18 protein-coding genes are annotated in these 23,330 nt (G+C 72.1%); 12 read left to right on the top strand and 6 right to left on the bottom strand.

What is annotated here, in order from left to right; genetic code table 11:
- Positions 1–5: 5 nt before the first annotated feature.
- The 4 genes from FDO69_RS03550 to FDO69_RS03535 all read left to right on the top strand — a co-directional run bounded on the left by FDO69_RS03550 (position 6) and on the right by FDO69_RS03535 (position 5,088).
- Positions 6–1,268: an alginate lyase family protein gene (locus tag FDO69_RS03550; protein WP_104778114.1), complete on the top strand. Its 1,263-nt coding sequence runs from the start codon at positions 6–8 to the stop codon at positions 1,266–1,268.
- A gap of 102 nt (positions 1,269–1,370) precedes the next feature.
- Positions 1,371–2,987 (top strand): carboxylesterase/lipase family protein, encoded by a 1,617-nt coding sequence (locus FDO69_RS03545; RefSeq protein WP_104778113.1) that lies wholly within the window; start codon positions 1,371–1,373, stop codon positions 2,985–2,987.
- 281 nt (positions 2,988–3,268) lie between these two features.
- Complete coding sequence (locus FDO69_RS03540) at positions 3,269–4,240, top strand: ABC transporter ATP-binding protein (RefSeq protein WP_104778112.1); 972 nt, start codon at positions 3,269–3,271, stop codon at positions 4,238–4,240.
- Positions 4,237–5,088: an ABC transporter permease gene (locus tag FDO69_RS03535; protein WP_167526513.1), complete on the top strand. Its 852-nt coding sequence runs from the start codon at positions 4,237–4,239 to the stop codon at positions 5,086–5,088. The genes FDO69_RS03540 and FDO69_RS03535 overlap by 4 nt, the downstream gene beginning before the upstream one ends.
- Before the next feature lie 22 nt (positions 5,089–5,110).
- On the opposite strand, the gene FDO69_RS03530 is transcribed toward FDO69_RS03535, so the two are convergent.
- Together FDO69_RS03530 and mmuM are read right to left on the bottom strand one after the other, a co-directional pair.
- Positions 5,111–6,172 (bottom strand): LacI family DNA-binding transcriptional regulator, encoded by a 1,062-nt coding sequence (locus tag FDO69_RS03530; RefSeq protein ID WP_104778111.1) that lies wholly within the window; start codon positions 6,170–6,172, stop codon positions 5,111–5,113.
- 288 nt (positions 6,173–6,460) lie between these two features.
- Complete coding sequence (gene mmuM / locus FDO69_RS03525) at positions 6,461–7,372, bottom strand: homocysteine S-methyltransferase (protein ID WP_104778110.1); 912 nt, start codon at positions 7,370–7,372, stop codon at positions 6,461–6,463.
- A 129-nt stretch (positions 7,373–7,501) separates the two neighbouring features.
- Here mmuM and FDO69_RS03520 point away from each other — a divergent pair, with 129 nt between their 5' ends.
- From FDO69_RS03520 to FDO69_RS03510, 3 genes are read left to right on the top strand one after another with little or no spacing between them, the layout of a single operon-like run.
- Positions 7,502–8,893: an amino acid permease gene (locus FDO69_RS03520; protein ID WP_104778109.1), complete on the top strand. Its 1,392-nt coding sequence runs from the start codon at positions 7,502–7,504 to the stop codon at positions 8,891–8,893.
- A 9-nt stretch (positions 8,894–8,902) separates the two neighbouring features.
- Entirely contained in the window at positions 8,903–10,021 is a 1,119-nt protein-coding gene (locus tag FDO69_RS03515; RefSeq protein WP_104778108.1) for an aminoglycoside phosphotransferase, read from the top strand.
- A 23-nt stretch (positions 10,022–10,044) separates the two neighbouring features.
- Positions 10,045–10,872, top strand: coding sequence for an MOSC domain-containing protein (locus FDO69_RS03510; RefSeq protein ID WP_104778107.1), 828 nt, complete (start codon positions 10,045–10,047; stop codon positions 10,870–10,872).
- Positions 10,873–10,884: 12 nt separating this feature from the next.
- Here the strand turns inward: FDO69_RS03510 and FDO69_RS03505 are convergent, their stop codons facing one another.
- Positions 10,885–12,975 (bottom strand): autotransporter, encoded by a 2,091-nt coding sequence (locus FDO69_RS03505; protein ID WP_104778106.1) that lies wholly within the window; start codon positions 12,973–12,975, stop codon positions 10,885–10,887.
- A gap of 322 nt (positions 12,976–13,297) precedes the next feature.
- On the opposite strand from FDO69_RS03505, the gene FDO69_RS03500 reads away from it, so the two are divergent.
- A complete protein-coding gene (locus FDO69_RS03500; protein WP_104778105.1) occupies positions 13,298–14,434 on the top strand; it encodes a glycoside hydrolase family 43 protein in 1,137 nt (378 codons plus the stop codon).
- Position 14,435: 1 nt separating this feature from the next.
- Positions 14,436–15,848: an RICIN domain-containing protein gene (locus tag FDO69_RS03495; RefSeq protein ID WP_104778104.1), complete on the top strand. Its 1,413-nt coding sequence runs from the start codon at positions 14,436–14,438 to the stop codon at positions 15,846–15,848.
- Between the two features lie 24 nt (positions 15,849–15,872).
- Here the strand turns inward: FDO69_RS03495 and FDO69_RS03490 are convergent, their stop codons facing one another.
- Positions 15,873–17,537, bottom strand: coding sequence for a rhamnogalacturonan lyase B N-terminal domain-containing protein (locus FDO69_RS03490; protein ID WP_170320831.1), 1,665 nt, complete (start codon positions 17,535–17,537; stop codon positions 15,873–15,875).
- 191 nt (positions 17,538–17,728) lie between these two features.
- Here FDO69_RS03490 and FDO69_RS03485 point away from each other — a divergent pair, with 191 nt between their 5' ends.
- The 3 genes from FDO69_RS03485 to FDO69_RS03475 all read left to right on the top strand — a co-directional run bounded on the left by FDO69_RS03485 (position 17,729) and on the right by FDO69_RS03475 (position 21,485).
- The gene (locus FDO69_RS03485; protein ID WP_104778103.1) at positions 17,729–18,772 is read left to right on the top strand and encodes a rhamnogalacturonan acetylesterase; all 1,044 of its coding nucleotides are present in this window, start codon (positions 17,729–17,731) and stop codon (positions 18,770–18,772) included.
- Positions 18,773–18,851: 79 nt separating this feature from the next.
- Positions 18,852–20,534, top strand: a complete 1,683-nt coding sequence (locus FDO69_RS03480) for a DUF2264 domain-containing protein (protein WP_104778102.1) — start codon at positions 18,852–18,854, stop codon at positions 20,532–20,534.
- A 120-nt stretch (positions 20,535–20,654) separates the two neighbouring features.
- Positions 20,655–21,485, top strand: a complete 831-nt coding sequence (locus FDO69_RS03475; protein ID WP_104778101.1) for an isocitrate lyase/PEP mutase family protein — start codon at positions 20,655–20,657, stop codon at positions 21,483–21,485.
- Here the strand turns inward: FDO69_RS03475 and FDO69_RS03470 are convergent.
- Together FDO69_RS03470 and FDO69_RS03465 are read right to left on the bottom strand one after the other, a co-directional pair.
- Entirely contained in the window at positions 21,482–22,474 is a 993-nt protein-coding gene (locus tag FDO69_RS03470; RefSeq protein ID WP_104778100.1) for a phosphotransferase, read from the bottom strand. The two genes, FDO69_RS03475 and FDO69_RS03470, sit on opposite strands and share 4 nt — an antisense overlap.
- On the bottom strand, positions 22,467–23,057 hold the full coding sequence (locus tag FDO69_RS03465) for a TetR/AcrR family transcriptional regulator (protein WP_104778099.1): 591 nt from the start codon (positions 23,055–23,057) through the stop codon (positions 22,467–22,469). The genes FDO69_RS03470 and FDO69_RS03465 overlap by 8 nt, the downstream gene beginning before the upstream one ends.
- Positions 23,058–23,330: the final 273 nt, after the last annotated feature.

The raw sequence follows: 23,330 nt of genomic DNA, 5'->3' as shown, positions 1-23,330 counted from the left end.
CCCACATGAGCCGCACTTCCCCCCACACCCACCACGAGGGCGGCCGGGTGAGCCGCCGCGGTCTGCTCAAGACCGCCGGCGGCCTCACCGCGGCCCTCGCCCTCGGCACCACGGCCACGGCCACCACGGCCACGGCCACCACGGCCGGCGCCGCACCCGCCACCTTCGCCCACCCCGGCATGCTCCACAACGCCGGCGACATCAACCGCGCCAAGGTCAGAGTCGCCGCGGGCGACGACCCCTGGCTGTCCGGCTGGAACAGGCTGACCGCCAACTCCCACGCCCAGTCCACCTGGACGAACCGGGCCACGGCGACGATCATCCGCGGCGGCACCGGAGAGAACTACCCGCAGCTCTACAACGACATCGCGGCCGCCTACCAGAACGCGCTGCGCTGGAAGGTCGGCGGCACCGAGGCCAACGCCCAGTGCGCCGCCGCCATCCTCAACGCCTGGTCACACACCCTGACCACGGTCACCGGCAACGCCGACCGGTTCCTCGCCGCCGGCATCTACGGCTGGCAGTTCGCGAACGCCTGCGAACTCATGCGTGACTATCCGGCGTTCGACCTCGCCGCCGCCCAGGAGATGATGGTCAGGGTCTTCCACCCGCTCAACAACCAGTTCCTGACCGGCCACAACGACGCCTGCATCACCAACTACTGGGCCAACTGGGACCTGTGCAACATGGCCTCGATCATGGCCATCGGGATCCTCACCGACAACGCCGCCAAGTACGACCAGGCTGTTGGTTACTTCAAGTCCGGCGCCGGAAACGGTTCCCTCCAGCACGCCGTCCCGTTCCTGTACGCAGACGTCGGGGGCTACGACCTCGGCCAGTGGCAGGAGTCGGGCCGCGACCAGGGCCACACCATGATGGGCATGGGCCAGATGGGCGCGCTCTGCGAGATGGCCTGGAACCAGGGCGACGACCTCTACTCGTACGACGGCCGCCGCTTCATGAAGGCCGCCCAGTACGTCGCCAAGTACAACCTGAACATGGACGTGCCGTTCACCACCTACACCTGGGGCACCGGCCAGACCTGCTCCCAGCAGTCACAGACGGTGATCAGCTCGGACTCCCGCGGTCAGGTCCGCCCGGTCTGGGCGATGCTCCACTACCACTACGGGCGGCGCCTGCTCCTCGACGACAAGTACATCGCCCAGATGTGCTCCTCCGTCGCCCCCGAGGGCGGGGGAGGTGACTACGGCACCACCAGCGGCGGGTTCGACCAGCTCGGCTTCGGCACGCTGATGTACGCCAAGTAACCCGAACAGCCTTCCCACCCGCTCGTGCACCGGAATACCGGGCCACAATGAGGTGCTCTGATCTTCACGGTGCACGAGCGCGGTGAGGAGGCTGGTGGACGAATGACGGCAGACCAGGCGGCCCCGCAGGCGGACCCCGTGGTGAGCACGCCCTTCGGCGCGCTGCGGGGCCGGTACGAGCGCGGTGTCGCGGTCTTCCGCGGCATCCCGTACGCGGCCCCTCCCTTCGGTCCCCGCCGCTTCCGGCCGCCCGTGCCGCTGCCGCCCTGGGACGGTGTCCGCGACGCCGGTGCCTTCGGCCCCACCCCGCCGAAACCGCCGTACTCCGACGCCTTCGCCCACTACCTGTCCGACCCGGTCGTGCCCGGCGACGACTGCCTCAACCTCAACGTCTGGACCCCGCAGCCCGACCCGAAAGCCCGCCTCCCCGTCCTCGTCTGGCTGCACGGCGGCGCCCTGACCAGGGGTTCTTCTGCCGTACCCGTCTACGACGGGCATGCCTTCGCCCGCGACGGCGTGGTCTGTGTGTCCATCAACTACCGGCTGGGCGTCGAGGGCTACGGACTGTTCCCGGACACGCCCCCGAACCTCGGCCTGCGCGACCAGATCGCCGCCCTGACCTGGGTGCACGAGGCCGTCGAGGCCTTCGGCGGCGACCCCGGCCGCATCACCCTCTTCGGCCAGTCCGCCGGGGCGATCAGCATCGGCGCCCTCATCGCCGCCCCGCAGACCCAGGGGCTGGTGCGGCGGGCCGTCCTGCAGAGCGGGCCGCCCGAGGTGTCCGAGCGGGCCAAGGTCCGGCGGATGGTCCGCCGGATGGCCTCCCGGCTGAAGATCCCCGCCACCGCCGAGGCCTTCGCCGCCGTCGACCGCGATCTGCTGCTGCGCACCCAGGCCGAGGTGGGCAGGCTGAGCAGCCCGGTGGTCGGCGGGCCCGCCTTCGGTCTCGTCGTCGACGGCGACGTCGTCCCGCGCGATCCCCTCCAGGCCCTCACGGACGGTGGCGCGGCCCCCGGGGTCGAGCTGCTGCTGGGCTGGACCCGCGACGAACACAGGCTGTGGCTGGTGCCGGGCGGCCTCCTGGACCGCGTCGACCGCCTCGGGGCCGTCGCCTTCGCGGGCGCCATGGCCCGCTGCCACTGCGGCAGCGAGGTCCCGCGCGGCTACCGCACCCTGCACCCCGAGGCCGGCACGGCGGAGACCGTCGGCCAGCTCGTCACCGACCATCTGCTCCGCATACCCCTGCACCACCTGGCCGACGCCCGCACGGAACCGTCGTACGTCTACGAGTTCGCCTGGCCCTCGAACCTGCCCGGCCTCGGCGCCTGCCACGCGCTGGAGCTGGGCTTCGTCTTCGACACCGGGGACGTCCCCGAGTCGCGGAAACTCGCCGGCGAGGGCGCCCCGCAGGAACTGGCCGACGCGATCCACGGGGCGTGGGTCCGCTTCGCCACCGACGGCGACCCCGGCTGGGAGCGCTGGGACGCGACCCACCCGGTGCGCGTCTTCGGGGACCGGGCGCCGGACGCCGGGAACGGCCTGGCGTACACGGCCCACGGCCTCCGTGACCGTGAACTCGCCCTCTGGAAGGCCGACGCCCTCAGGCCCGCGGAATCCACACCGGCCTCGGTCCCCGTCGACGACCCGCACGGCCGCGTCACGGAACTGCGGTCAGCCGTACGGCGCCTGCGGCGCTCGGGGGCTCTCCGACGCCGCTGACGGCGCCGCACCGCCGGGCCGGCCGCGCGGCCGGTGCGCTGACCGGAACGTTCGCCCCGGATCGCCGGATCGCCGGATCGCCGGATCGCCGGATCGCGATGAGAGAACTGCAGCGTTCGGTAATGTGTTCGCCCGGGAGGGCCCGAACGGCTGCTGCCAGGAGGCCATGGCAGCCTCAGCCGTACACCACGTCCCCTGACCACGGACGCCGGCACGGACATCGGCACGGCCTCCGGCCCCTGCCCGCCAGGACGGACCACGAGAGGGACGGGGGAACACCGATGACGACGGCTCACGCCTTGTCCGGGGTGGGGAGCAGCCCACCGCCGGAGAGCGACACGGTCATCGACGTACGGGACCTGCGGATGCGCTACCGCAGCCAGGACGTGTTGAAGGGTGTCGGCTTCACGGCCCGGCGGGGCGAAGTCGTCCTGCTGCTCGGCCCGAACGGCGCGGGCAAGACGACCACGATCGAGGTCCTGGAAGGCTTCCGGATGCGCTCGGCCGGGGACGTGACCGTCCTCGGTACCGATCCGGCCGACGGGGACGAGCGGTGGCGTGCGCGCCTGGGCATCGTGCTGCAGTCCTGGCGCGACCACGGCAAGTGGCGGGTGCGGGAACTGCTGGCCCATCTCGGCTCCTACTACGTGCCGTACTCGACCGCTCTGGTGCGGCGCCCCTGGAACGTCGACGAGCTCCTCGCCGCAGTGGGGCTGACCGAGCAGGCGGACAAACGGGTCGGGACCCTGTCCGGCGGGCAGCGCCGGCGTTTCGACGTGGCCGTCGGCATCGTGGGCAGGCCCGAGGTGCTGTTTCTGGACGAGCCGACGGCCGGCCTGGACCCGGAGGCGAGGAACGAGTTCCACGGCCTGGTACGCGGGCTCGCGGACGAGAACACCACCGTTGTGCTGACCACGCACGACCTGGCCGAGGCGGAGAAGCTCGCCGACCGGATCCTCATTCTGGCCGGCGGCCGGATCGTGGCCGACGGTTCCGCAAAGGAGCTGTCGCGGCGGGCATCGGCCGAGGCCACGGTGCGCTGGACGCGGGACGGGCGGTCGTTCGAGGAGGCCACGGCCGAGTCCACCCGGTTCGTCCGTCGGCTGTTCGAGGAACACGGCGAGGCGATCGGCGGGCTGGAGGTGCGCCGGGCAAGCCTGGAGGACACCTACCTGACGATGGTGCGGGAGTTCGAGTCGGGCCATGGTGCCGATGAGCGGGCCGTACCGGCCTTCGGGGAGGGATCGCCGTGAGTGCGGTGTGGTACGCGGCGCTGCTGGGAGTACGGCGCGGCTGGACGGAACTTCGGCAGAGCTTCACCACCGGCCAGGACGTGTTCGGCTACGTGCTGTGGACCGTTCTGCTCATCGTGCCGCTGTACTTGGTCAGGGACGATCCGCTGGAGGGCGCCGGCATCTCGACCGGCGCGTTCATGCTGCCGAGCATGCTGGGGATGACGCTCGCGTTCACCGGGATGACGACCACGGCGCAGCTCCTCGCGATCGAGCGCGAGGACGGCACCCTGCTGCGGGCCAAGGCGGTGCCCCACGGCATGGTCGGCCACCTGGTCGGCAAGATCGTCATGGTGTCGGGTACGGCACTCGCCTCCATGGCGCTCCCCTTCGCCGTGGGCGTGTTCCTGGTGGACGGCGTGGCCCGGCAGGGCGGCGGAGCGTTGCTGACGCTGGTGTGGGTGGTGCCGCTGGGTCTCCTGGCCACCCTGCCGATGGGCGCAGTCGTCGGCTCACTCGTCAGCAGTCCCCGCACCGTCGGGTTGCTGATGCTTCCGGTGATGGGACTCGTCGTGATCTCCGGGATCTACTTTCCGCTGTCGGAGCTGCCCGAGTGGCTGCGGACCGTCGGGCAGGTCTTCCCCGTCTACTGGCTCGGCCTCGGTCTCCGCTCGGCGCTGCTGCCGGCCGATGCGGTCGCTGCCGAGATCGGCGCATCCTGGCGGCATCTGGAGACGGTGGGAGTGCTGTGTGCCTGGGCCGTCGCCGGACTGCTCCTCGCACCATCCGTCCTGCGCAGGATGGCCCGCCGCGAGTCCGGGGCCGCGATGGCGGAACGGCACCGGAAGGCGATGCAGCGGGTCGGTTAGAGGGGTCCGTGGACGCCGGAACCTATGCCGTCACAGCACCAGGACCCACCGAGTCCCGTACCACCACGTGCGTGCCCAGCAGCAGATGTTCGTCCGGGGCACCCGGGGTGTGCTCCAGGGCCGTCCGGACGGCGAGACGGCCCAGTTCCTCGTAGGGGACGTGGACCGTCGTCAGGGCCGGGTGCAGATCGCGGGCGAACGGAATGTCGTCGTAACCGGCGAGCGAGACGTCGTCCGGCACCTTCAGGCCCGCTTCGTGCAGTGCGGTGAGGGCACCCGCCGCGACCATGTCCGTGGCCGCCACCACCGCGCTGAACTCCAGCCCGTCCGCGAGGGCCTGGTGCATCAGACGGTGGCCGGCGTCCCGCGTGAAGTCGCCGTGCAGGACGAGGGACGGATCGGGGGTGAGGCCGCGGGCCCGGTGCGCCGCGAGGTAGCCGCGTTCGCGGCCCAGGGCCGTCGTGTGGTCCGCCCGGCCGCCGAGGAACAGCACCCGGCGGTGGCCCTGCGCGAGCACGTGGGCGACCAGGGTGTGGGCGCCGCCCTCGTTGTCGTACTCGATGACCGTCACCGGGGCGCCCGGGTCCAGCGGCGGCCGGCCGCACAGGACCAGGCGGGAACCGACCGAGGCGAGGGAGTCGGCCATGCGGTGGGTGCGTTCGCGGTACGCGGGGGTGTCGGCCGTGCCGCCGACCAGGATCACGGCGGCGGCCCGCTGGGAGCGCATCATCTCGACGAACTCCAGCTCGTTGTGGACATCGCCCTCTGTGCTGCACACCAGGCAGAGATGGCCGAGCCGGGTCGCCTCACGCTCCACGCCGTGGGCCATGTGCGCGAACGACGGGCCGGTGATGTCCTCCAGCACGAAGGCGAGGGTGGGCGTGCCGGCGCCGGCGATCGCCTTCGCCCGGGCGTCGGCCACGTAGTCCAGCTCGCGGACCGCCCGCATCACGCTTCCGCGCGTCGCCGCGCTCACCGGATACACCCCGCCCAGCACCCGGGACACCGTCGACGCGGAGACCCCCGCGCGCGCCGCCACGTCCCGGATGGTGCTACGGCTCGCGACCCCGCTCTTCCTCGTCATGCCCCGCCTCGTCTCTCCCGGGCGCCGGTCGGCGCCCACCCCCTGGGGAACTGCGGCAACGCCGTAGCAACCGGTTCCCACGACGGAGGCTAGCAGCGCGGGACGAGGGGGAGGAGTGCCGTGCGCACACGGCCCGGACAGCGGCGCGCTATGCCGGGACGGGGCGCTATGCCGGGACAGTCGGGGCGCTATGCCGGGACAGTCGGGGCGCTGCGCCGGGACAGTCGGGGCGCTGCGCCGGGTCGGCGGGCGCCTCGCCGGGAGGGGGCGCGCCCGGGCCGCCGGGCGCTACGCCGTCCGCAGTGTCTCGGCGATGCCCGAGACGGCGTCCGGCCCCACCCGGCAGCAGCCGCCGATCAGCCGGGCTCCCGCCTGCTGCCAGCCCTTCACCTGGCCGGCGGTGAAGCTGGAGCGGCCGGTCCAGGCGCGCGCCTCGGCGTCCCAGGTCTCGCCGCTGTTGGGGTAGACGACGACGGGCTTGCCGGTGACCCGCGCCGCCGTCGCCACCGCGGCGTCCACGTCCTGCGGCGCGCAGCAGTTCACCCCGACCGCGATCACCTCGTCCGCCTCGGCGGCCAGGGCGAAGGCCTCCTCCAGCGGCTGTCCGGCACGGGTGCGGTCACCGGCGACGGAGTACGTCAGCCAGGCCGGCACTCCGAGCCCGCGCACCGCCCGCAGCAGGGCCGCGGCCTCGTCGGCGTCCGGGACCGTCTCCAGGGCGAGGACGTCGGGCCGGCCCGCGGCCAGTACCTCCAGGCGTGGCCGGTGGAAACGCTCCAGCTCGTCGACGCTCAGCCCGTAGCGCCCCCGGTACTCCGAGCCGTCCGCGAGCATCGCCCCGTACGGACCGGCCGAGGCCGCCACCCACAGGGGCCGGGAGACCCCCGCCCGCCGGGCCGCCTCCCGGGCCGACTCCACGCTCAGCGTCATGAGTTCGGCCGCCCGGTCGTGGTCGATCCCACGCTTGGCGAAGCCCTCGAACGTGGCCTGGTAGCTGGCCGTGATCGCCACGTCCGCCCCCGCCCGGAAGTAGGCGAGGTGCGCCTCGGTCACCGCCTGAGGCTGTTCGGCGAGCAGACGGGCGGACCACAGCTCGTCGCTCAGGTCGTGCCCGGCCGATTCGAGCTGGTTGGACATGCCTCCGTCGAGGACGACCGTCCCGGCGGCGAGGGCTTCTGCGAGGGAGAGGGTGCTGGTCATGCCGACGACGGTAGTCGACGTTCCGCGGCGGGCCCCAGCCGCTTGTGTCCATCAGATGAACAGGTCGACCAGCATGTGGGATCGCGGTTACGATCAGGACCCTCCTCCTCCGCTTGTACAGGAACCCTCATGACCGTCCCCAGCCCCACCGAGGCCGCGGAACCCGCCGACCGGGCCGCGACCGGAACCGACGCGGCGCCCGCTCCCCGCCGCACCTTCGGCCTCGCCGCCGCCACGGCCCTCGTCATGGGCAACATCATCGGCGGCGGCATCTTCGCCCTGCCCGCCACCGTCGCCCCCTACGGCACGATCAGCCTGCTCGCCTTCCTCGTGCTCTCCGTCGGAGCCGTACTGCTCGCCCTGCTCTTCGGCAAGCTCGCACGGCGCAGCCCCGTCACCGGCGGCCTGTACGTCTACCCCCGGGACGCCTTCGGCGAGTTCGCCGGGTTCCTGTCGGCCTGGTCGTACTGGACGATGTGCTGGGTCAGCATCGCCGCCCTGGCCGTCGCGGTCGTCGGCTATGTCGAGGTCCTCATACCCCTGCACGGCAACCACGCCCTCCAGGCCCTGGTCGCGATGGCCGCCCTCTGGCTGCCGGCCGCGGCGAACTTCGCGGGCACGCGCTGGGTCGGCGCGGTGCAGGTCGTCTCCACGATCCTGAAGTTCGTACCGCTGCTCCTGCTCGCCACGATCGGCCTGTTCTTCGTCGACGCGGACAACTTCGGCCCGTTCAACGCCTCCGGCCAGAGTGTCTCCGGCGCGCTGGCCGCCTCCGCCGCGCTGCTGCTGTACAGCTTCCTCGGGGTCGAGTCCGCCGCCGTCAGCGCGGGAGAGGTCCGCGACCCCGAGCGCACGGTCGGCCGGGCGAGCGTCCTCGGCACCCTGGCCTCCGCCCTCGTCTACGTACTCGGCACCATCGCCGTCTTCGGTCTGGTCCCGCACGACCGGCTCGTCGACTCGGGCGCCCCCTTCGCCGACGCCGTCAACACCCTCACCGGCAGCTCCTGGGGCGGCACCGCCATCGCGCTGGTCGCCGTCGCCTCGATCACCGGCTGCCTCAACGGCTGGATCCTCATGGCCGCGCAGATGCCGTACGCCGCCGCCCGCGACGGCCTCTTCCCCTCGCCCTTCGCCCGCCTCGGCAAGGGCGGCGTCCCCGGCTTCGGGGTGTGGGCCTGCGCGGTCCTCGGCAGCCTCCTCATCGCCCTCAACTACACGGCCGGCCCGGACACCACGTTCCGCGTCCTCGTCCTGATCACCACCTTCACCGGTTGCGTGCCGTACCTGCTGTCGGCGGCGGCCCAGCTGTACTGGCTGGCCCGCGGCACCCGCGACCGCGTCCGCCCCGCCGGCCTCGCCCGCGACCTGACCGTCGCGGTCCTGTCCTTCGGCTTCTCGTTCTGGCTGATCGCCGGCGCCGGGTACGCGGCCGTCTACCAGGGCGTGCTGTTCCTCTTCGCCGGGATCCCGGTGTACGTGTGGCTGCGGGGACGCAAGGACAGGGCCGAGACGGAGGCATAGCATCGGGGGATGCCCGAGGTCGCTGCAGCGCATGCCGAAGTACGTGAGGTCCTGGGAGTCCCTGCGGACAGGGCGGTGTTCGAGCCGCTCACCCACAACCCGTGGAACGGCGTCACGGCCGGGGTGTGGCGGGTCACCGGCGGCGACCGCTCGGCCGTCCTGAAGGTCCTGACGCGGACGAAGGAGACCGCCGTCTACTGGTCGGCGTCCAACGATCCGCGCCACTGGAACTTCTGGCGCCGCGAGGCGTACGTCTACCAATCCGGCCTCGCCCAGGTCTGGCAGCGGCACGGCATTCGCGCACCCCGGCTGCTGGAGTGCGCCGAACGCCCGGACGGGGACGTGGCGTTGTGGCTGGAGGACGTGCCGGGCGGACCGGCCACCGCCTGGCCCCAGGCCCGCCACGTCGACCACGCCCACCGCCTGGGCGTCGCGCAGGGTGCGGTCGGCGCGGGGGAGGACATCCCGTGGCTGTCGCAGGGCTTCCTGCGGGACTACACGTCGGCACAGACGACGGGCCGGGCCCTGCTCGACGACGACGCGGCGTGGCGGCACCCCCTGGTCCGGCGGCACTTCCCGCCCGGCCTGCGCGAGGGCATGGTCCGCCTCCACCACGACCGCGAGTGGTTCCTCACGGTCATGGAATCGCTGCCCCGCGCGCTCAGCCACCTCGACCAGTGGCCGGCGAACGTCGTCTCCGACCGCTCGGGCGCCGGCGTCCTGCTCGACTGGGCGTTCACCGGCGACGGCGCCCTCGGCGAGGACCTCGGCAACTTCCTGCCGGACTGCGTCTTCGACCTGTTCGTCCCCGCCGCCGACCTGCCGGGCCTGGCCAAGGCGGCCTACGACGCCTACCTGCACGGACTGCGCGAGAGCGGCTGGCGGGGCGACGAGCGCCTCGTCCGGCTCGGCGTGTGCGCGTCCGCGGTGAAGTACGACTGGCTCACCGCGCTGATGCTGGCGCGGGCGGACCAGGAGCCGGTGGCCTACGGCGGTGAGGGTACGGTCCCGGCCGAACTCCGTTACAGGGAAAGGGGCCTGACCCTGGCTTTCCTGGCCGAGTGGGCGGCCGAGGCGCGAACGCTGGCTCCCCTGCTCGGTTTTCCCGAAGCTCCCAGCGGCCGTTGAACCGCGGAACGGAACGAGAGGTCATGGCCCGAGTCGCCGAGCTGTCGTACTACCCCGTCAAGGGCTGCGCCGGTACGCCGGTACGCGAGGCGTTGCTGACGCCGGCCGGGTTTGCGCACGACCGCAGCTTCATGGTCGTCAGCGAGGAGGGCGTGTACCGCACGCAGCGCCGGGACCCGCTGCTGGCCGTCGTCCGCCCCCGTATCACACCCGACGGCGACCATCTCACGCTCGCCGCACCCGGGACCGAGTCCCTCCACCTTCGGGTGGACACGTCGGGCACCCGGCGGAAAGTGGATCTGTTCGGAACCGCTTACCAGGGCATCGACCAGGGGGACGACGCGGCGGGCTGGCTCTCGGACGTGCTCGGGGCCCCGAGCCGGCTGGTACGAACCCCGCCGGAACACGACCGGGTGACCGACGGCCTGACACCCGGCACATCCGGCTACGCCGACAGTTGCGCCCTGCACGTCCTCTCCCGCTCCGCCCTCGACCTCCTCAACACCAGGATGACCGCCCGGGGCGCACAGCCCATCCCCGTCGACCGCTTCCGCCCCAACCTCGTCGTCGAGGGCTGGGACGACCCCCACACGGAGGACCGCGCGCACCGCCTGCGCATCGGCACCACGGAACTGGGCTACGCCAAGCTCGCCATCCGCTGCGCGGTCACCCTGGTCGACCAGCACACCGGCACCCGGGCGGGCCCGGAGCCCCTGCGCACCCTCGCCGGCTACCGCCGCGCCACCCAGGGCGGCGTCGCCTTCGGCACGAAGTACGCGGTACTCCGGCCCGGCAAGGTGGCGGTGGGGGACGAGGTGGAGGTCACGTTGTGGGGCGACTCCGAGCTGTGAGGACCGGCCGGGTCACCGCCGCGCGCGGCCCGCATGCCGCCCGCCCCGCCGCCTGCCCCGGCCCCGACGCGTCGCCACCGGTACCGCGAGGCTGATGACCAAGGCCGAGCCGAGGGCGTAGGGCCACCAGCCGAAGTCGAGGTGCTGCGCGGCGCCGGTGCTGCGGGGGGGCACGGCGGAGGGCGCGGAGGGGGTCGGGGACGGGCGGGGAGCGCGGTCGGCCGTCAAGGCGACGTCGTTGCCGTCGCCGCCCCGGTAAGTGAGGCGGTAGGCGGTACCGGCCAGTTTCAGGCGGGCGCCCTCCTTCAGACCGGTGAAGGTTCCCGACGTTCGGGCCTTGCCCCTGTGGTCCAGCACGGTGATCTCGGTGGTGCCCTGAGGCGCGGACGACACGTCGAGGTCCCCGGCCAGCCGGACCCGGCCCGTCACGGTCAGCGGCTTGCTCCGCAGGACCAGTGAGCCCTTCGGGCTCTGCGTGTAGGGGCCGTTGACGGTGAGGCCCGTCGTGACCGTGCCGTCGTTGGTGACCGCGCCGCTCACCGTGCCCTTGCCGGTCAGCGTCGTCGCCACCCGCAGCCCCGTCCGGCCCGCGTCCAGTCTCGCGCCGGCCGAAGTGAGCCGGATCGTCCTGCTGTGGGTGAGGGTGGCTCCGCCGCGCAGCGCCAGCGTGCCCGTGGAGACCGTGGTCGGTCCGGTGTACGTCACCGCCCCGCCCGTCAGGGTCGCGGTGGCGGTGCCCGACTGGGTGAGGGAGCCGCTGCCGGAGACGCGCGAGAGGGTGACGGGCCTGCCGGTGTTGCGCAGGACGAGGGCGCCGTCGTTGACGAGCCGGTAGTGGCTGCCGCCCGAGTACAGGCCGCCGTCGCCGCCCCGCTTGCCGCTGCCGAGGCGCAGGACCGCGCCCTTCTCCACCGTCGTGGAGCCGTCGTAGTACTGGACGGCGGCGAAGGTCACGTCGTTGCCGGGTGTGCCCGCGATGACGATGTCGCCGGCGCCGGGGGCGGACAGGGTGTCGTGGAATCTGCCGCCGCCGATGGGGGCGCCGAGCGTCACCGGGCCGTTGTAGTCGAACGTCAGCCGGGAACGCTCGCGGGCCGCCAGCAGGTTGATGTAAACGGTCTCTGCCGTTCCCGGCATGAAGATCCGGTCGGTCGTGCCGTCGCCCCACCGGACGTTGGCGCCCTTGATGTTGGTGCCGCGCTTGTTGACGTTCTTGCGGGCGGGCGTCCAGTTGAGGGCTGGGTCGCTGAGCGAGGGGTCGGTGTCGCCGCCCCGGTCCGACCAGCTGTACTGGCCGGTCAGGACCACCTCGCCGCCCGGCCGGGACTGGACGTTGATGTCGCTGCCGTACTCGCGCTGGTAGAAGTCCATGCCCAGCGTGACGGTCCGGCCCAGCGGGGTGTCCACCGTCCAGGTGCCCTGGTTGAGGATCTTGCGGACGCGTGGCAGCGAGGTCGCGTACTCGGGGCGCCCGGCGTTCGCCTGCGTGCCGTTGTCGATCACCCCGGAGAAGGGGTGGGTGCCCGGCAGGTCCCACGTGCCCCACAGGAACCTGGGCTGTGTGATCAGGCCCGAGCCGCTGATGGTGCCCAGGGTGTAGGCGCTCCTGAGGGACAGGCGGAGGGTGCCGTCGACCCTGATGTTGTCCTGGTTGAGGCGGAACGCCGGGGTGTCGTACGGGAAGTGGCCGATCAGGCCGGTCGTGCCGCCGTCGCCGTACTGGAGCGTCGCGCCGCGCTCGACGGTGACCGCCGGGGGGTCGGGCCGGCTGACCGCGACGTACGGGTGATTGCCGCCCGCCGTCCGCACCCGTTGCCGCTGCCGGGCCCGGGGGAGCGTGAAGTCGCTGTCCCTGGTGAGGACCAGCGTCCCGCTGCCGCGCACCGTGAGCGTGCCCTCGCCGCGGAACACGCCGTCGTACGTCGTCGTCCCGGGCGGCACGGTGACGACCGTGTCGCCGCCGAGCGTCACGTCCCGGCCGGCCAGCACGTCGGCCGTGACGTCCCGGGCGCCGGCGGCCGCCGCCGGGGGAGCGGTGACCAGGGACGCGACCGCCGCGAGGACGCCCGCGGCCGCTGCTGTGGTGTGGATCAGGCTGCGCACATGAGCGGAGACGGCCCATGTCTGCGCCGATAACAGAAAATTGGCGCTCGCTGTTTCCGAAACGGGGCGAGCGCATTCGTCACCCAGGCGTGCGCATCCGTCACCGAGCCGGGCGGATTCGTCACCGAGCCGGGCGGACTCGTCATCGAGCACGGCGGATTCGTCACCGAGCGGGGCGGGTTCGTCCCGTCAGACCCGTTGACCTCCACGTGTCACCCCCTTACCTTTTCGGCGTTCGTAATGACAGATGGCGTTCGAGATATCAGACGTCGCATCCGACGACGACGCCGTGTGTCCCCCAGTGAGAGGCAGGCCCCACCGCATGAGCCGCGACCGCGACCACGCTCTGCCCGAACCCCCCAGCCGCAGAATGCTGTTGAAGGGCGCCGCGGCCGCCGGCGCCTTCGCCGCCGTCCCCGCCCTCCCTGTCGTCGCCGAGGCGGCGCCCCGGGGAGAAACCGCTGCCGTAACAACCGCTGCCGCAACAACCGCCGGGCACCCGAAGCCGGCCCCCTTCGTGAACCCCCTGGTCCGCAACCGTGCCGATCCGCACATCAACCGGCACAAGGACGGTTTCTACTACTTCACCGCCACCGCCCCCGAGTACGACCGCATCATCCTGCGCCGCTCCCGCACCCTGCGCGGCCTCGGCACGACGGACGAGTCCGTCATCTGGCGCGCCCACGCCACCGGCCCCATGGGCGCCCACATCTGGGCGCCCGAACTCCACCGCATCGGCGGCAAGTGGTACATCTACTTCGCCTCCGCGCCCGCCGAGGACATCTGGGCGATCCGCATCTGGGTGCTGGAAAACTCCCACCCCAACCCCTTCCAGGGCACCTGGGTGGAGAAGGGCCAGGTCAAGACGGCGTGGGAAACCTTCTCCCTGGACGCCACGACCTTCACCCACCGGGGCAAGCGTTACCTCGCCTGGGCCCAGCACGAGCCCGGCCTGGACAACAACACCGGCATCTTCCTCTCGGAGATGGCCGACCCGTGGACCCTGAAGGGCCCGCAGGTGCGCCTCTCCACCCCGGAGTACGACTGGGAGTGCATCGGCTTCAAGGTCAACGAGGGCCCATACGTCCTCAAGCGCAACGGCCGCCTCTTCATGACGTACTCGGCCAGCGCCACCGACTTCAACTACTGCGTGGGCCTGCTGACCGCCGACGCCGACAGCCACCTCCTGGATCCCCTGAGCTGGTCCAAGTCGCCGACCCCGGTCTTCACGAGCAACGACACGACCAAGCAGTACGGCCCCGGCCACAACTGTTTCACCGTCGCCGAGGACGGCCGCACCGACGTCCTCGTCTACCACGCCCGCCAGTACAAGCACATCAACGGCGACCCGCTGAACGACCCCAACCGCCACACCCGCGTCCAGAAGCTCGGCTGGAAGCGCGACGGCACCCCCGACTTCGGCATACCGCTCGCCGACACCGCAACGGCGGGTGACTGACATGAGACGCGCCTGCACCACCCTTCTCGCCCTCTGCCTCGGTCTGTTCGGCGCCCTCGCCACCGCCGGGCCCGCCCAGGCCGCGCCTCAGACGATCACCAACGGCACCCAGTTCACCGACACCTCGGGCGGCCCCGTCCACGCGCACGGCGGCGGAGTCCTCAAGATCGGCAGCTACTACTACTGGTTCGGAGAGCACCGCAACGCCGACAACACCTTCCGGTACGTCGACGCCTACCGCTCGAGCGACCTGAAGAACTGGGAGTTCCGCAACCACGTCCTGACCGAGGCGAGCGCCCCCGAGCTCGCGACGGCCAACATCGAGCGGCCGAAGGTCATGTACAACGCCTCCACCGGCACGTTCGTGATGTGGATGCACAAGGAGAACGGCACCGACTACAGCGAGGCCCGCGCGGCCGTCGCCGTCTCCGACACCGTGGACGGCAACTACACCTGGAAGGGCAGTTTCCGCCCGCTCGGCCAGCACATGTCCCGTGACATCACGGTCTTCGTCGACACCGACGGAGCCGGATACATGGTCTCCGCCGCCCGCGAGAACTACGACCTGCAGATCTACCGCCTCACCGCCGACTACACCGGCGTCGCGAGCCTGGTCGCCAACCCCTGGCCCGGTGGCCACCGCGAGGCACCGGCGCTGTTCAAGCGGGGCGGCGTGTACTTCATGCTGACCTCGGGCGCGACGGGCTGGGACCCCAACCAGCAGCAGTACGCCACGGCCACCAGCATCGCCGGCCCCTGGTCGGCCATGAAGAACATCGGCGACTCGACGGCGTACGGCTCGCAGACCGCCTTCGTGCTGCCCGTGCAGGGCACTTCGGGCACCTCGTACCTCTACCTGGGCGACCGCTGGGGCAACTCCTTCGGCGGCACGGTCAACGACTCGCGGTACGTGTGGCTGCCGCTGACCTTCTCCAACTCGACCACGATGGCCATGTCCTGGTCGCCGGAGGTCACGATCGACACGGCCGCCGGAACCGTCACCGGCACCGGCGCCCCGTACAACACGCTGATCGCCCGCCACTCGTCCAAGTGCGCGGACGTCACGAGCCAGTCGCTCTGGGCGGGCGCCCAGATCAAGCAGTACGACTGCAACGGAGGCGCCAACCAGAAGTACTGGTTCAAGTCCGTCGGAAGCGGTTACTACCAGCTGATGGTCAGGAACAGCAGCCTGTGCGTGCAGGAGAACGCGAGCACGGTCACGCAGGAGAACTGCACGTCCTCCGCGACGAGTCAGCAGTGGTCGCTGACCACCACCGGCTCGTACGTGAACGTCAGGTCCCGCGCGAGCGGCGAGTGCCTGGACGTGAACGGGGCGTCCACCGCCAACGGCGCCGCGCTCCTCACGTACACGTGCAACGGCGGCACCAACCAGCAGTGGACACGCGGAACATGACGACCCGGGCGGTCACGAGGGCGCTCAGGCCAGCAGGTCGATCGCGTCGATGGCCGTCCCCGCGCTGAGGAACCCGCTCGCCCCCGACCCGCTCACCACGTCGATCCTGAGCACGTTGTACTGACTCGTGTCCGTCTTCCAGGCGGACGCCGGGACGCTGTACGTGAACGTGTGGTTGTTGCCCCGGTAGGAACCGTTGGTCAGCGACCGGGTGTCCGGCTGGGTGGGCGGGGCGGGGATCGCCGAGGTCCAGGCGTCGTTGACGGTGACCTGGGGCCGGCCGTTCGCGTACGCCGTCGTCACCCCGATGCGCAGGGTGTGCGCGGCGGCCGCCTGGGCCGCCGTCAGCTTGAAATACACCAGGATCCCGCTGTTGACGTCCTTCCAGAGGTAGCAGGGGAAGGCCGCCGTCTCGCCGTTGCCGACGACCACGTTCCCGGTCCAGGACGCGGCCCGCGTGTCGGACGGATGCGCGTAGGTCATCAGGTCCGCGTTCTTGAACCCGCCGGGCGTGCCGTTCCAGTCGCCGATCCGCCAGATCACGTTGGCGTTGGAGGGGTCGTTGGAGGACGGGATCGCGATCGTGTTCAGGGTCGTCGTGCCCCCGGCCGACACGCTCACCGACGTGGTGTACACCGCGAGCTCGCCCTTGTACACCGTCAGCGTGTACGTGCCCGGCAGCACACCGGAAAGGGAGAACCAGCCGTCCGAGGAACGTGCCGGACCCCAGTACTGCGCCGACGCGTTGGCGAGCCCGACCGTGTACGGGTACGCCGTATTCCGCCCGGAGATCCCGACGCCCGCCACCTTGCCCCGCCCGCTCGCCGGCACGTACCCCGCGATGCCGAGCGAGTCGGCCCAGGGTGTCGTCAGCGTGCCCGCGTGCAGCGCCGAGGAGGGCGCCCCGCCGTCCGTGAAGGCGATGACGTACGGCCCCTGGAGCCCAAAGCGCTGCGCCTCGGTCTGGTTCTGGCCGTAGTGGAGGATCTCGTAGAGACCCCCGCCGTCCGCGCTCTGGTGGCGCAGCAGGGAGCGGTAGAAGGGGCCGCCGGCGGCCTTCTCGTGGTTGCTGCGCACCATCCACAGGCCGACACCGCCGGCGGACCAGCCGATGTGGTCGTAGTCCATGACGCGCAGCTTGGAGTAGTGCTTGGAGCGGGTCTGGCCGTCGGACTTCCTGAAGACGTCCGAGGCCTCGATGGTGGTGGGCGCGTAGGTGTAGGAGTCGGGCTCGTCGTTGAGGAAGGCGCCCTTTCGCACCCGCACGATGTACCGGCTCGCGGTGACGGACGTGTCGGCCTTGTTCGTCCACAGGTAGACGTTGTTCTCGCCGCTGCGGGCCGCGTAGTAGTGCCTCAGCGTGCCGTGCGTGACGGAGACCAGGATCGTCGTACCGGACTGCTTGATACTCACGGTGGAGGCGCCGAGGCCCGACTCGATGTGCGAGTTCATGCCCCCGTAGCCCTGGTACTCCGTGCCCCGGTAGACCAGGGAGGTCAGGTCGCCGGTGGATTTGGCGACCTTGAAGACGAGCTGGGCGCCGGTGTCGACGACGTAGTTCGCGCCGTCGTCGGTCCAGCCGAAACCGGCGGCGTGCGCCGGGCGGGCGAGGGTCGCGCCGACGGCACCGGCCGTGGCGGCGAGGACGACGGCGCGGCGGCCGACCGGTCTGTTCGTGGCTCCGGGCATGGGGGGTGCCTCCTGCGCAAGGTGGGGGGAGTGCGGTGGGAGCGAGAGTGACAGTTGAATCGATTTCGCGAAAGGGCTTTCACTCATGCCGGGAGGTAGATCTGGTGAATGCTGTTCGGGGTCTAGAAAGCGCTTGTCCGGCGGAGTACGGTCCCCCTCCAGGTCGTGTCGTGTGCCGGGAGGAGCCTGGAGTGAGACGTTTCAGCATCGCCGTCGTCGCGGCGGTGACCCTGGGGACCGCGTTGTCGTCCGTACCCGCCCACGCGGATGCGAGGAGCGGGGACCGAGGCCTCGCCCACTGTGCCGCCGGCGCCTGCCACTTCGACGTCCCGCCGGGCACGTACGACGTACGGGTCACACTCGGCGGCAAGGCGGCGTCCAGCACGAGCGTCACCGGTGAGAGCCGCCGCTCCCTGCTCCCCGAGACGGCCGCACCGGCCGGACGACGCGTCACCCGCAGTTTCACGGTGAACGTGCGCACCCCCGAGGGTGAGCCCACCGGCCCCGAGGGAACCCCCGGTCTCGACCTGAGGATCGGCGGGACCGCCCCCGCCCTCGCCGGGATCGAGGTCAAGCGGGCCCGGCACGCCCGCCAGATCTTCCTGGTCGGCGACTCCACCGTCTGCGACCAGCCCGGCGACCCGTACTCCGGCTGGGGCCAGCAACTGCCCCAGTACCTCCGCAAAGGCGTGTCCGTCGCCAACTACGCCGATTCCGGGGAGAGTACGGTCACGTATCTGGGGAACCCGCAGCTGTGGGCCACCGTACGGCCCCTGATCCGCCCCGGTGATCTGGTCCTGGTCCAGCTCGCCCACAACGACAAGACCACGGACGAGGCCACCTACCGGGCCAACCTGGAAACCCTGGTGGCCGGCGTCCGGGAACAGGGCGGACAGCCGGTCCTTGTCACTCCCATCGTGCGGCGCTGGTTCAACCCCGACGGCACGCTGAACAACGGAACCGCGCTCCTGGTCAACGGCCTCGGTGTCGACCACCCGGCCGTCATCCGCGAGGTCGCCGCGGCCCGGGGCGTCCCGCTGATCGACCTCACGGCGAAGACCAAGGCGCTGGTGGAGTCCCTCGGCGTGGAAGGCTCCAAGGCGCTGTACCTCACCAACGAGGCGCGGGACAACACGCACACCTCCGTGCGCGGGGCGACGGCCTACGCGGGCCTCGTCCGCGACGAACTCGTCACCCGGCATCTGGTGCCGAAGGGCACCGTGCGGGTGGGATGAGCCCCTGGGGCGCCCCGACCGGAACCGGGGCGCTCCAGGTCCGATCCGTATCCACCGGCCCGAGCACGAAAGACACCCGATGCACCTGCCTCCCGCCGACCGCACGACGTCCCCGTTCACCGGCTACACCCGCGCCCACTGGGAGGCGGCGGCCGACTCCCTGCTCACCGCCGTCGAGCCGTACGCCACCGAGGACCGCGCGCTCTACCACCTGCCCGGCGACCGGGCCAGCTGGACGGGCCGCCTCTCCGACGGCCTGGAGGGCTACGCCCGCACCCTGCTGCTCGCCGCCTTCCGCCGCGACGAGAAGGCCCTGGAGCGTTACGCGACCGGCCTCGCCGCCGGCGTCTCGGGCGTCTGGCCCGGCATCGAGGACCGCCACCAGTCCCTGGTGGAGGCGGCGTCCATCGCCCTGGCCCTGCGCCTCACGCGGGACCTGCTTTGGGACCGCCTGGACGAGGGCGTGCGCCAGCGGACGGCCGCCTGGCTGGCCGACGCCCTCACGGCCGAGCCCTGGCCCTGCAACTGGGAGCTGTTCCCGGTCACCGTGGGCGGCTTCCTGGCCGAGATCGGCCACGAGGCGGGCGCCTCCCGCGCGGCGATCGACCGCGGCCTGGAACGCATCGAGCAGTGGTACGTCGGCGACGGCTGGTACACCGACGGCGACGGCCGCAAGTACGACTACTACAACGGCTGGGCGATGCACCTCTACCCGGTGCTGCACGCCTGGCTGGAGCGCGACGAGCGACTGCTGGAGCTGTACGGCGACCGCCTCTGCCGGCACCTTTCCGACTACGCCCGCCTGTTCGGCGGCGACGGCGCCCCCATGCATCAGGGCCGTTCGCTGACGTACCGCTTCGCCACGACGGCCCCGCTGTGGCTCGGCGCGCTGACCGGCCGTACGCCGCTGCCCCCCGGCGAGACCCGGCGGCTGGCCTCGGGTGCGCTGAAGTACTTCCTGGACCGGGGCGCGGTGGACGACCGGGGCCTGCTCTCCCTCGGCTGGCACGGCTACGACGAGTCCGTCCTGCAGGGCTATTCGGGCCCGGCCTCGCCGTACTGGGCGAGCAAGGGCTTCCTCGGCCTGCTCCTGCCCCCCGACCACGAGGTGTGGACGGCACCGGAGGAACCCGCCCCAGCCGAACGCGCGGACTTCGTCACCCCCGTCGGCCCTCCCAACTGGCTGCTCCAGTCCACCCGTTCCGACGGTGTGGTCCGCCTCCACAACCACGGCAGCGAGGACGTCCGCTACGACCCGTACTACACGCGGCTGGCGTACTCCACCGTGACGACACCCGCGGACTCGTACGACAACAGCGTCCTCGTCGGCGGCGACCCGAGCCGCACGGGCATCGAACCGCTCGGCGTGGGCGAGGGCTGGGCGGCTTCCCGGCACACGGCCGGCGGGGGAGCGCGGGTGACGAGTGTGGTGCTGGTGCGCGGGGCGGCGGAGGTGCGGGCGCATCTGGTCTCGGGAGTGGAGCCGGGAACGGAGGTCCGCGTGACCGGCTGGGCCGCGCCGGACGGCACCCGGGCGGAACTGCTGCCCGCCGTCGGTCTCGACGCCGACCTCTGCGGCGTCACCACCGGGGACTCCACCCTGTTCGTCGCCCTGGCCCGGCTCACCGCCGAGGCGGATCCGGTCCCGCTGGCGGAAACGGTCGCGGTAACCGCTTCCGGGGACGAGCGGCTGACGGTCCGCTGGAGTGGCGGGCCCGAGGTGGAGGTCCGGCTGGACGCGACCGGCGTGCACGTCGGCTGAGTGGGCGATCCGGGGGACCGCACACCACCCTCGGTCGCAACCTCGAACCGGACGGGGTCGTGGCCCGTGGTCCGTCGTCCTTCGGTCCGCGCCGAAGCGAACCCGGCCTAGCCTGACGCCATGACCGCAGATCCGCAGCAGCCGCCGTCCCGCCGGTCCGCCACCGCCTTCACCGCCCTTCACCGGGCCGCGGAGCCCCTGCTCCTGCCAGGCGCCTGGGATCACGCATCCGCCCGGGCCCTCGCGGGGCAGGGCTTCGCGGCGGTCGGGACGACGAGCCTCGGCGTCGCCGCGGCGGCGGGTCTGCCCGACGGTGCGGCGGCGACCCGGGAGGAGACGCTGCGGCTGGCCGTGGCCCTGGGATCCGAGCCGTTTCTGCTGTCCGTCGACGCGGAGGGCGGATTCAGCGACGACCCGGACGAGGTGGCCGAGTTCGCACGGGAGTTGTACGCCGTCGGAGCGGTCGGTATCAATCTGGAGGACGGTCTCGGGCCGACCGCCCGGCACGCGGCGAAGATCGCGGCGGTCAAGCGGGCCGCTCCCGGCCTGTTCGTCAACGCCCGTACCGACACCCACTGGCTGGGCGACGGCGACGGCACCCTGGCGCGCCTGGACGCCTATCAACAGGCGGGCGCGGACGGGGTGTTCGTGCCCGGCCTCACCGACATGCGGGGGATCGAGTCGCTGGTGCGCCACCTGGAGGTGCCCCTCAACGTCCTCTACTCGCCCGGCGGCCCGTCCGTCGCCCTCCTCGCCGACGCCGGCGTACGCCGGGTCAGCCTCGGCTCGCTGCTGTACCGGCGGGCACTGGGCGCGGCGCTGGAGGCCGCGGCCGACATCCGCGCGGGCCGGCCACCGACGGGCACCACACCGCCGTACGACGACGTGGCGGGGCTCGCCGCGCCGAACCGCGTCCCCGGCAGGGCCGGCACCCGGACCAGGCGGCCCTAGGTGTCGAGCGCGGCGACCAGCAGGGAGACGGCGGCGAGGTCGGGAGCGTCGCGCAGGCAGGTCACGGCCTGCCGTCCGCCGAACTCGCGCTGCGCGGCCGTCACGGCGGGATCGACGGCCGTCGCGGCCTGCACATGAATGTAGTTCAGGGCCGTGGCGAAGAGCATCGAGAAGGATTCCGGGCCGGTGAGGACGGCCCGGCCGCCGGCCTCGCGGTACGCCCGGGCCAGGCGCCGTGCGCAGGCTATGTCCACGTCGTTGCCGCCGGACCAGACGTAGAGGGCGCGTGCGAACTCCCGCTCCGCCGCGACGGGACCGGCGTTGTCCCAGTCCAGGAGGACGGGCCCGTCCCGGCCGATCAGCACGTTCTGAGGCTGGAGGTCGAGGTGGGAGATCACCAGGTCGCCGGGCGGTGAGGGGGTCACCCAGTAGGCCAGCGGCGGCGCGGACGTGGCGACGAACCGCTCCAGTTGGTCCGACCACGGCAGGCCGGCGTCCCGCACCTTCTTGAGGACGTCCTCCCAGTCGGCGTCGTCGGGGCACCGCTCGTACCAGTCGCCCGGGGTCTCGACGGCTCCCTCGCCGGCCTGGTGGAGCAGTGCCATGGTCCGGCCGAACCAGTCCAGGACGTCCGGGTCGCGGGCGTCCGCCTCGGCGCCGTCGACCCAGTCGTACAGCTTCACCCAGGAGCCGCCGCCCGGGGAGTCGAGGCGGGAGACGTGGGCGCCGTGCCGGTCGGGGTGGAGCCGGGGCGAGGCGATGCCCAGATCCGCCGCGGCGTCCCGTAAGGCGGCCTCGCGGGCGACCTGGGCCTCGTCGCAGCCGAAGAGGAGTTCCTTCACGGCCCAGGAGCGGCCGTTCCCGGAGAGTTTCCAGATCTGGCCGAGGGCGCCCCGGGTGACAGGGGCCATGGTCCACGGGCCGGTGCCGAGGCGGTGGAGCTCCGCTATGTCACCGGCCCTCTCGTCGGATCGGGTGCGTTCAGCCATCGCATGTCCTCTTCTCGCCCGGCCAGTTCAAAAGCAGTACGTGCAGGGCGTCGATCGCCCTGTCCCAGGAGACCTGCACGTCACGGGGTGCGCCGAAGGCGCCGGTGGACTCCAGGGCGCAGTAGCCGTGGAAGGTGCTGCGCAGCAGGCGCACGGCGTCGGTGAGGTCGGGTTCCTCCAGGCCGTAGGCGCGGAGCATGCCGTACGTGACGTCCGCCGTTCGCCGCATCGCGGGGGAGTCCGTGACGAGTTCCCGGTCGATGGCGATCTGGGTCGCCGCGTACCGGCCGGGGTGCTCCAGGGCGTAGGCCCGGTAGGCGGCGGCGAAGGCGGCGAGCGTGTCCCGGCCGGCCTCCCGCCCCTCGACCGCCTCCGCGATCCGGTCGATCATCTCGCCACCGGCGAGGAGGGCCATGCGGGTCCGCAGGTCCTTCAGACTCCGGACGTGGCTGTACAGACTCGCGTCCTTCACTCCGAACCGGCGGGCCAGCGCGGACAGGGTGACGCCCTCGAACCCGGCCTCGTCGGCGAGCTCGACCGCGGCCGCGACGAGGCGCTCGGGGGTGAGACCGGCTCTGGGCATGGGGTCGGGGATCACCTCTCGAAGAGCGCCGTGCCGAGGGCGAGACCCTCGGACGCACCACGTGATCGTAGCCGTCTGCGGGCGCGTGGGAGCGTCGGACCGCATGGGTCACACCAGCCCCTTCGCCATGCCACGGCCGGCTCTTCCACACCGTCGGCAGCGCAGCGGGCGGTGCAGCGGGCGGTGCAGCGCAGCGCCAGCGGGCGGTGCGGCTCGAGGCGGTGCCCTACGCCGTCGCGCAGGGCCGTGCCCACGTCCCGCCTCATCGGCGCC

Source organism: Streptomyces tibetensis, from assembly GCF_007655005.1.
In the GTDB taxonomy this organism is placed as follows: domain Bacteria; phylum Actinomycetota; class Actinomycetes; order Streptomycetales; family Streptomycetaceae; genus Streptomyces; species Streptomyces tibetensis.
This window is presented reverse-complemented; position numbering and strand designations above follow the sequence as displayed.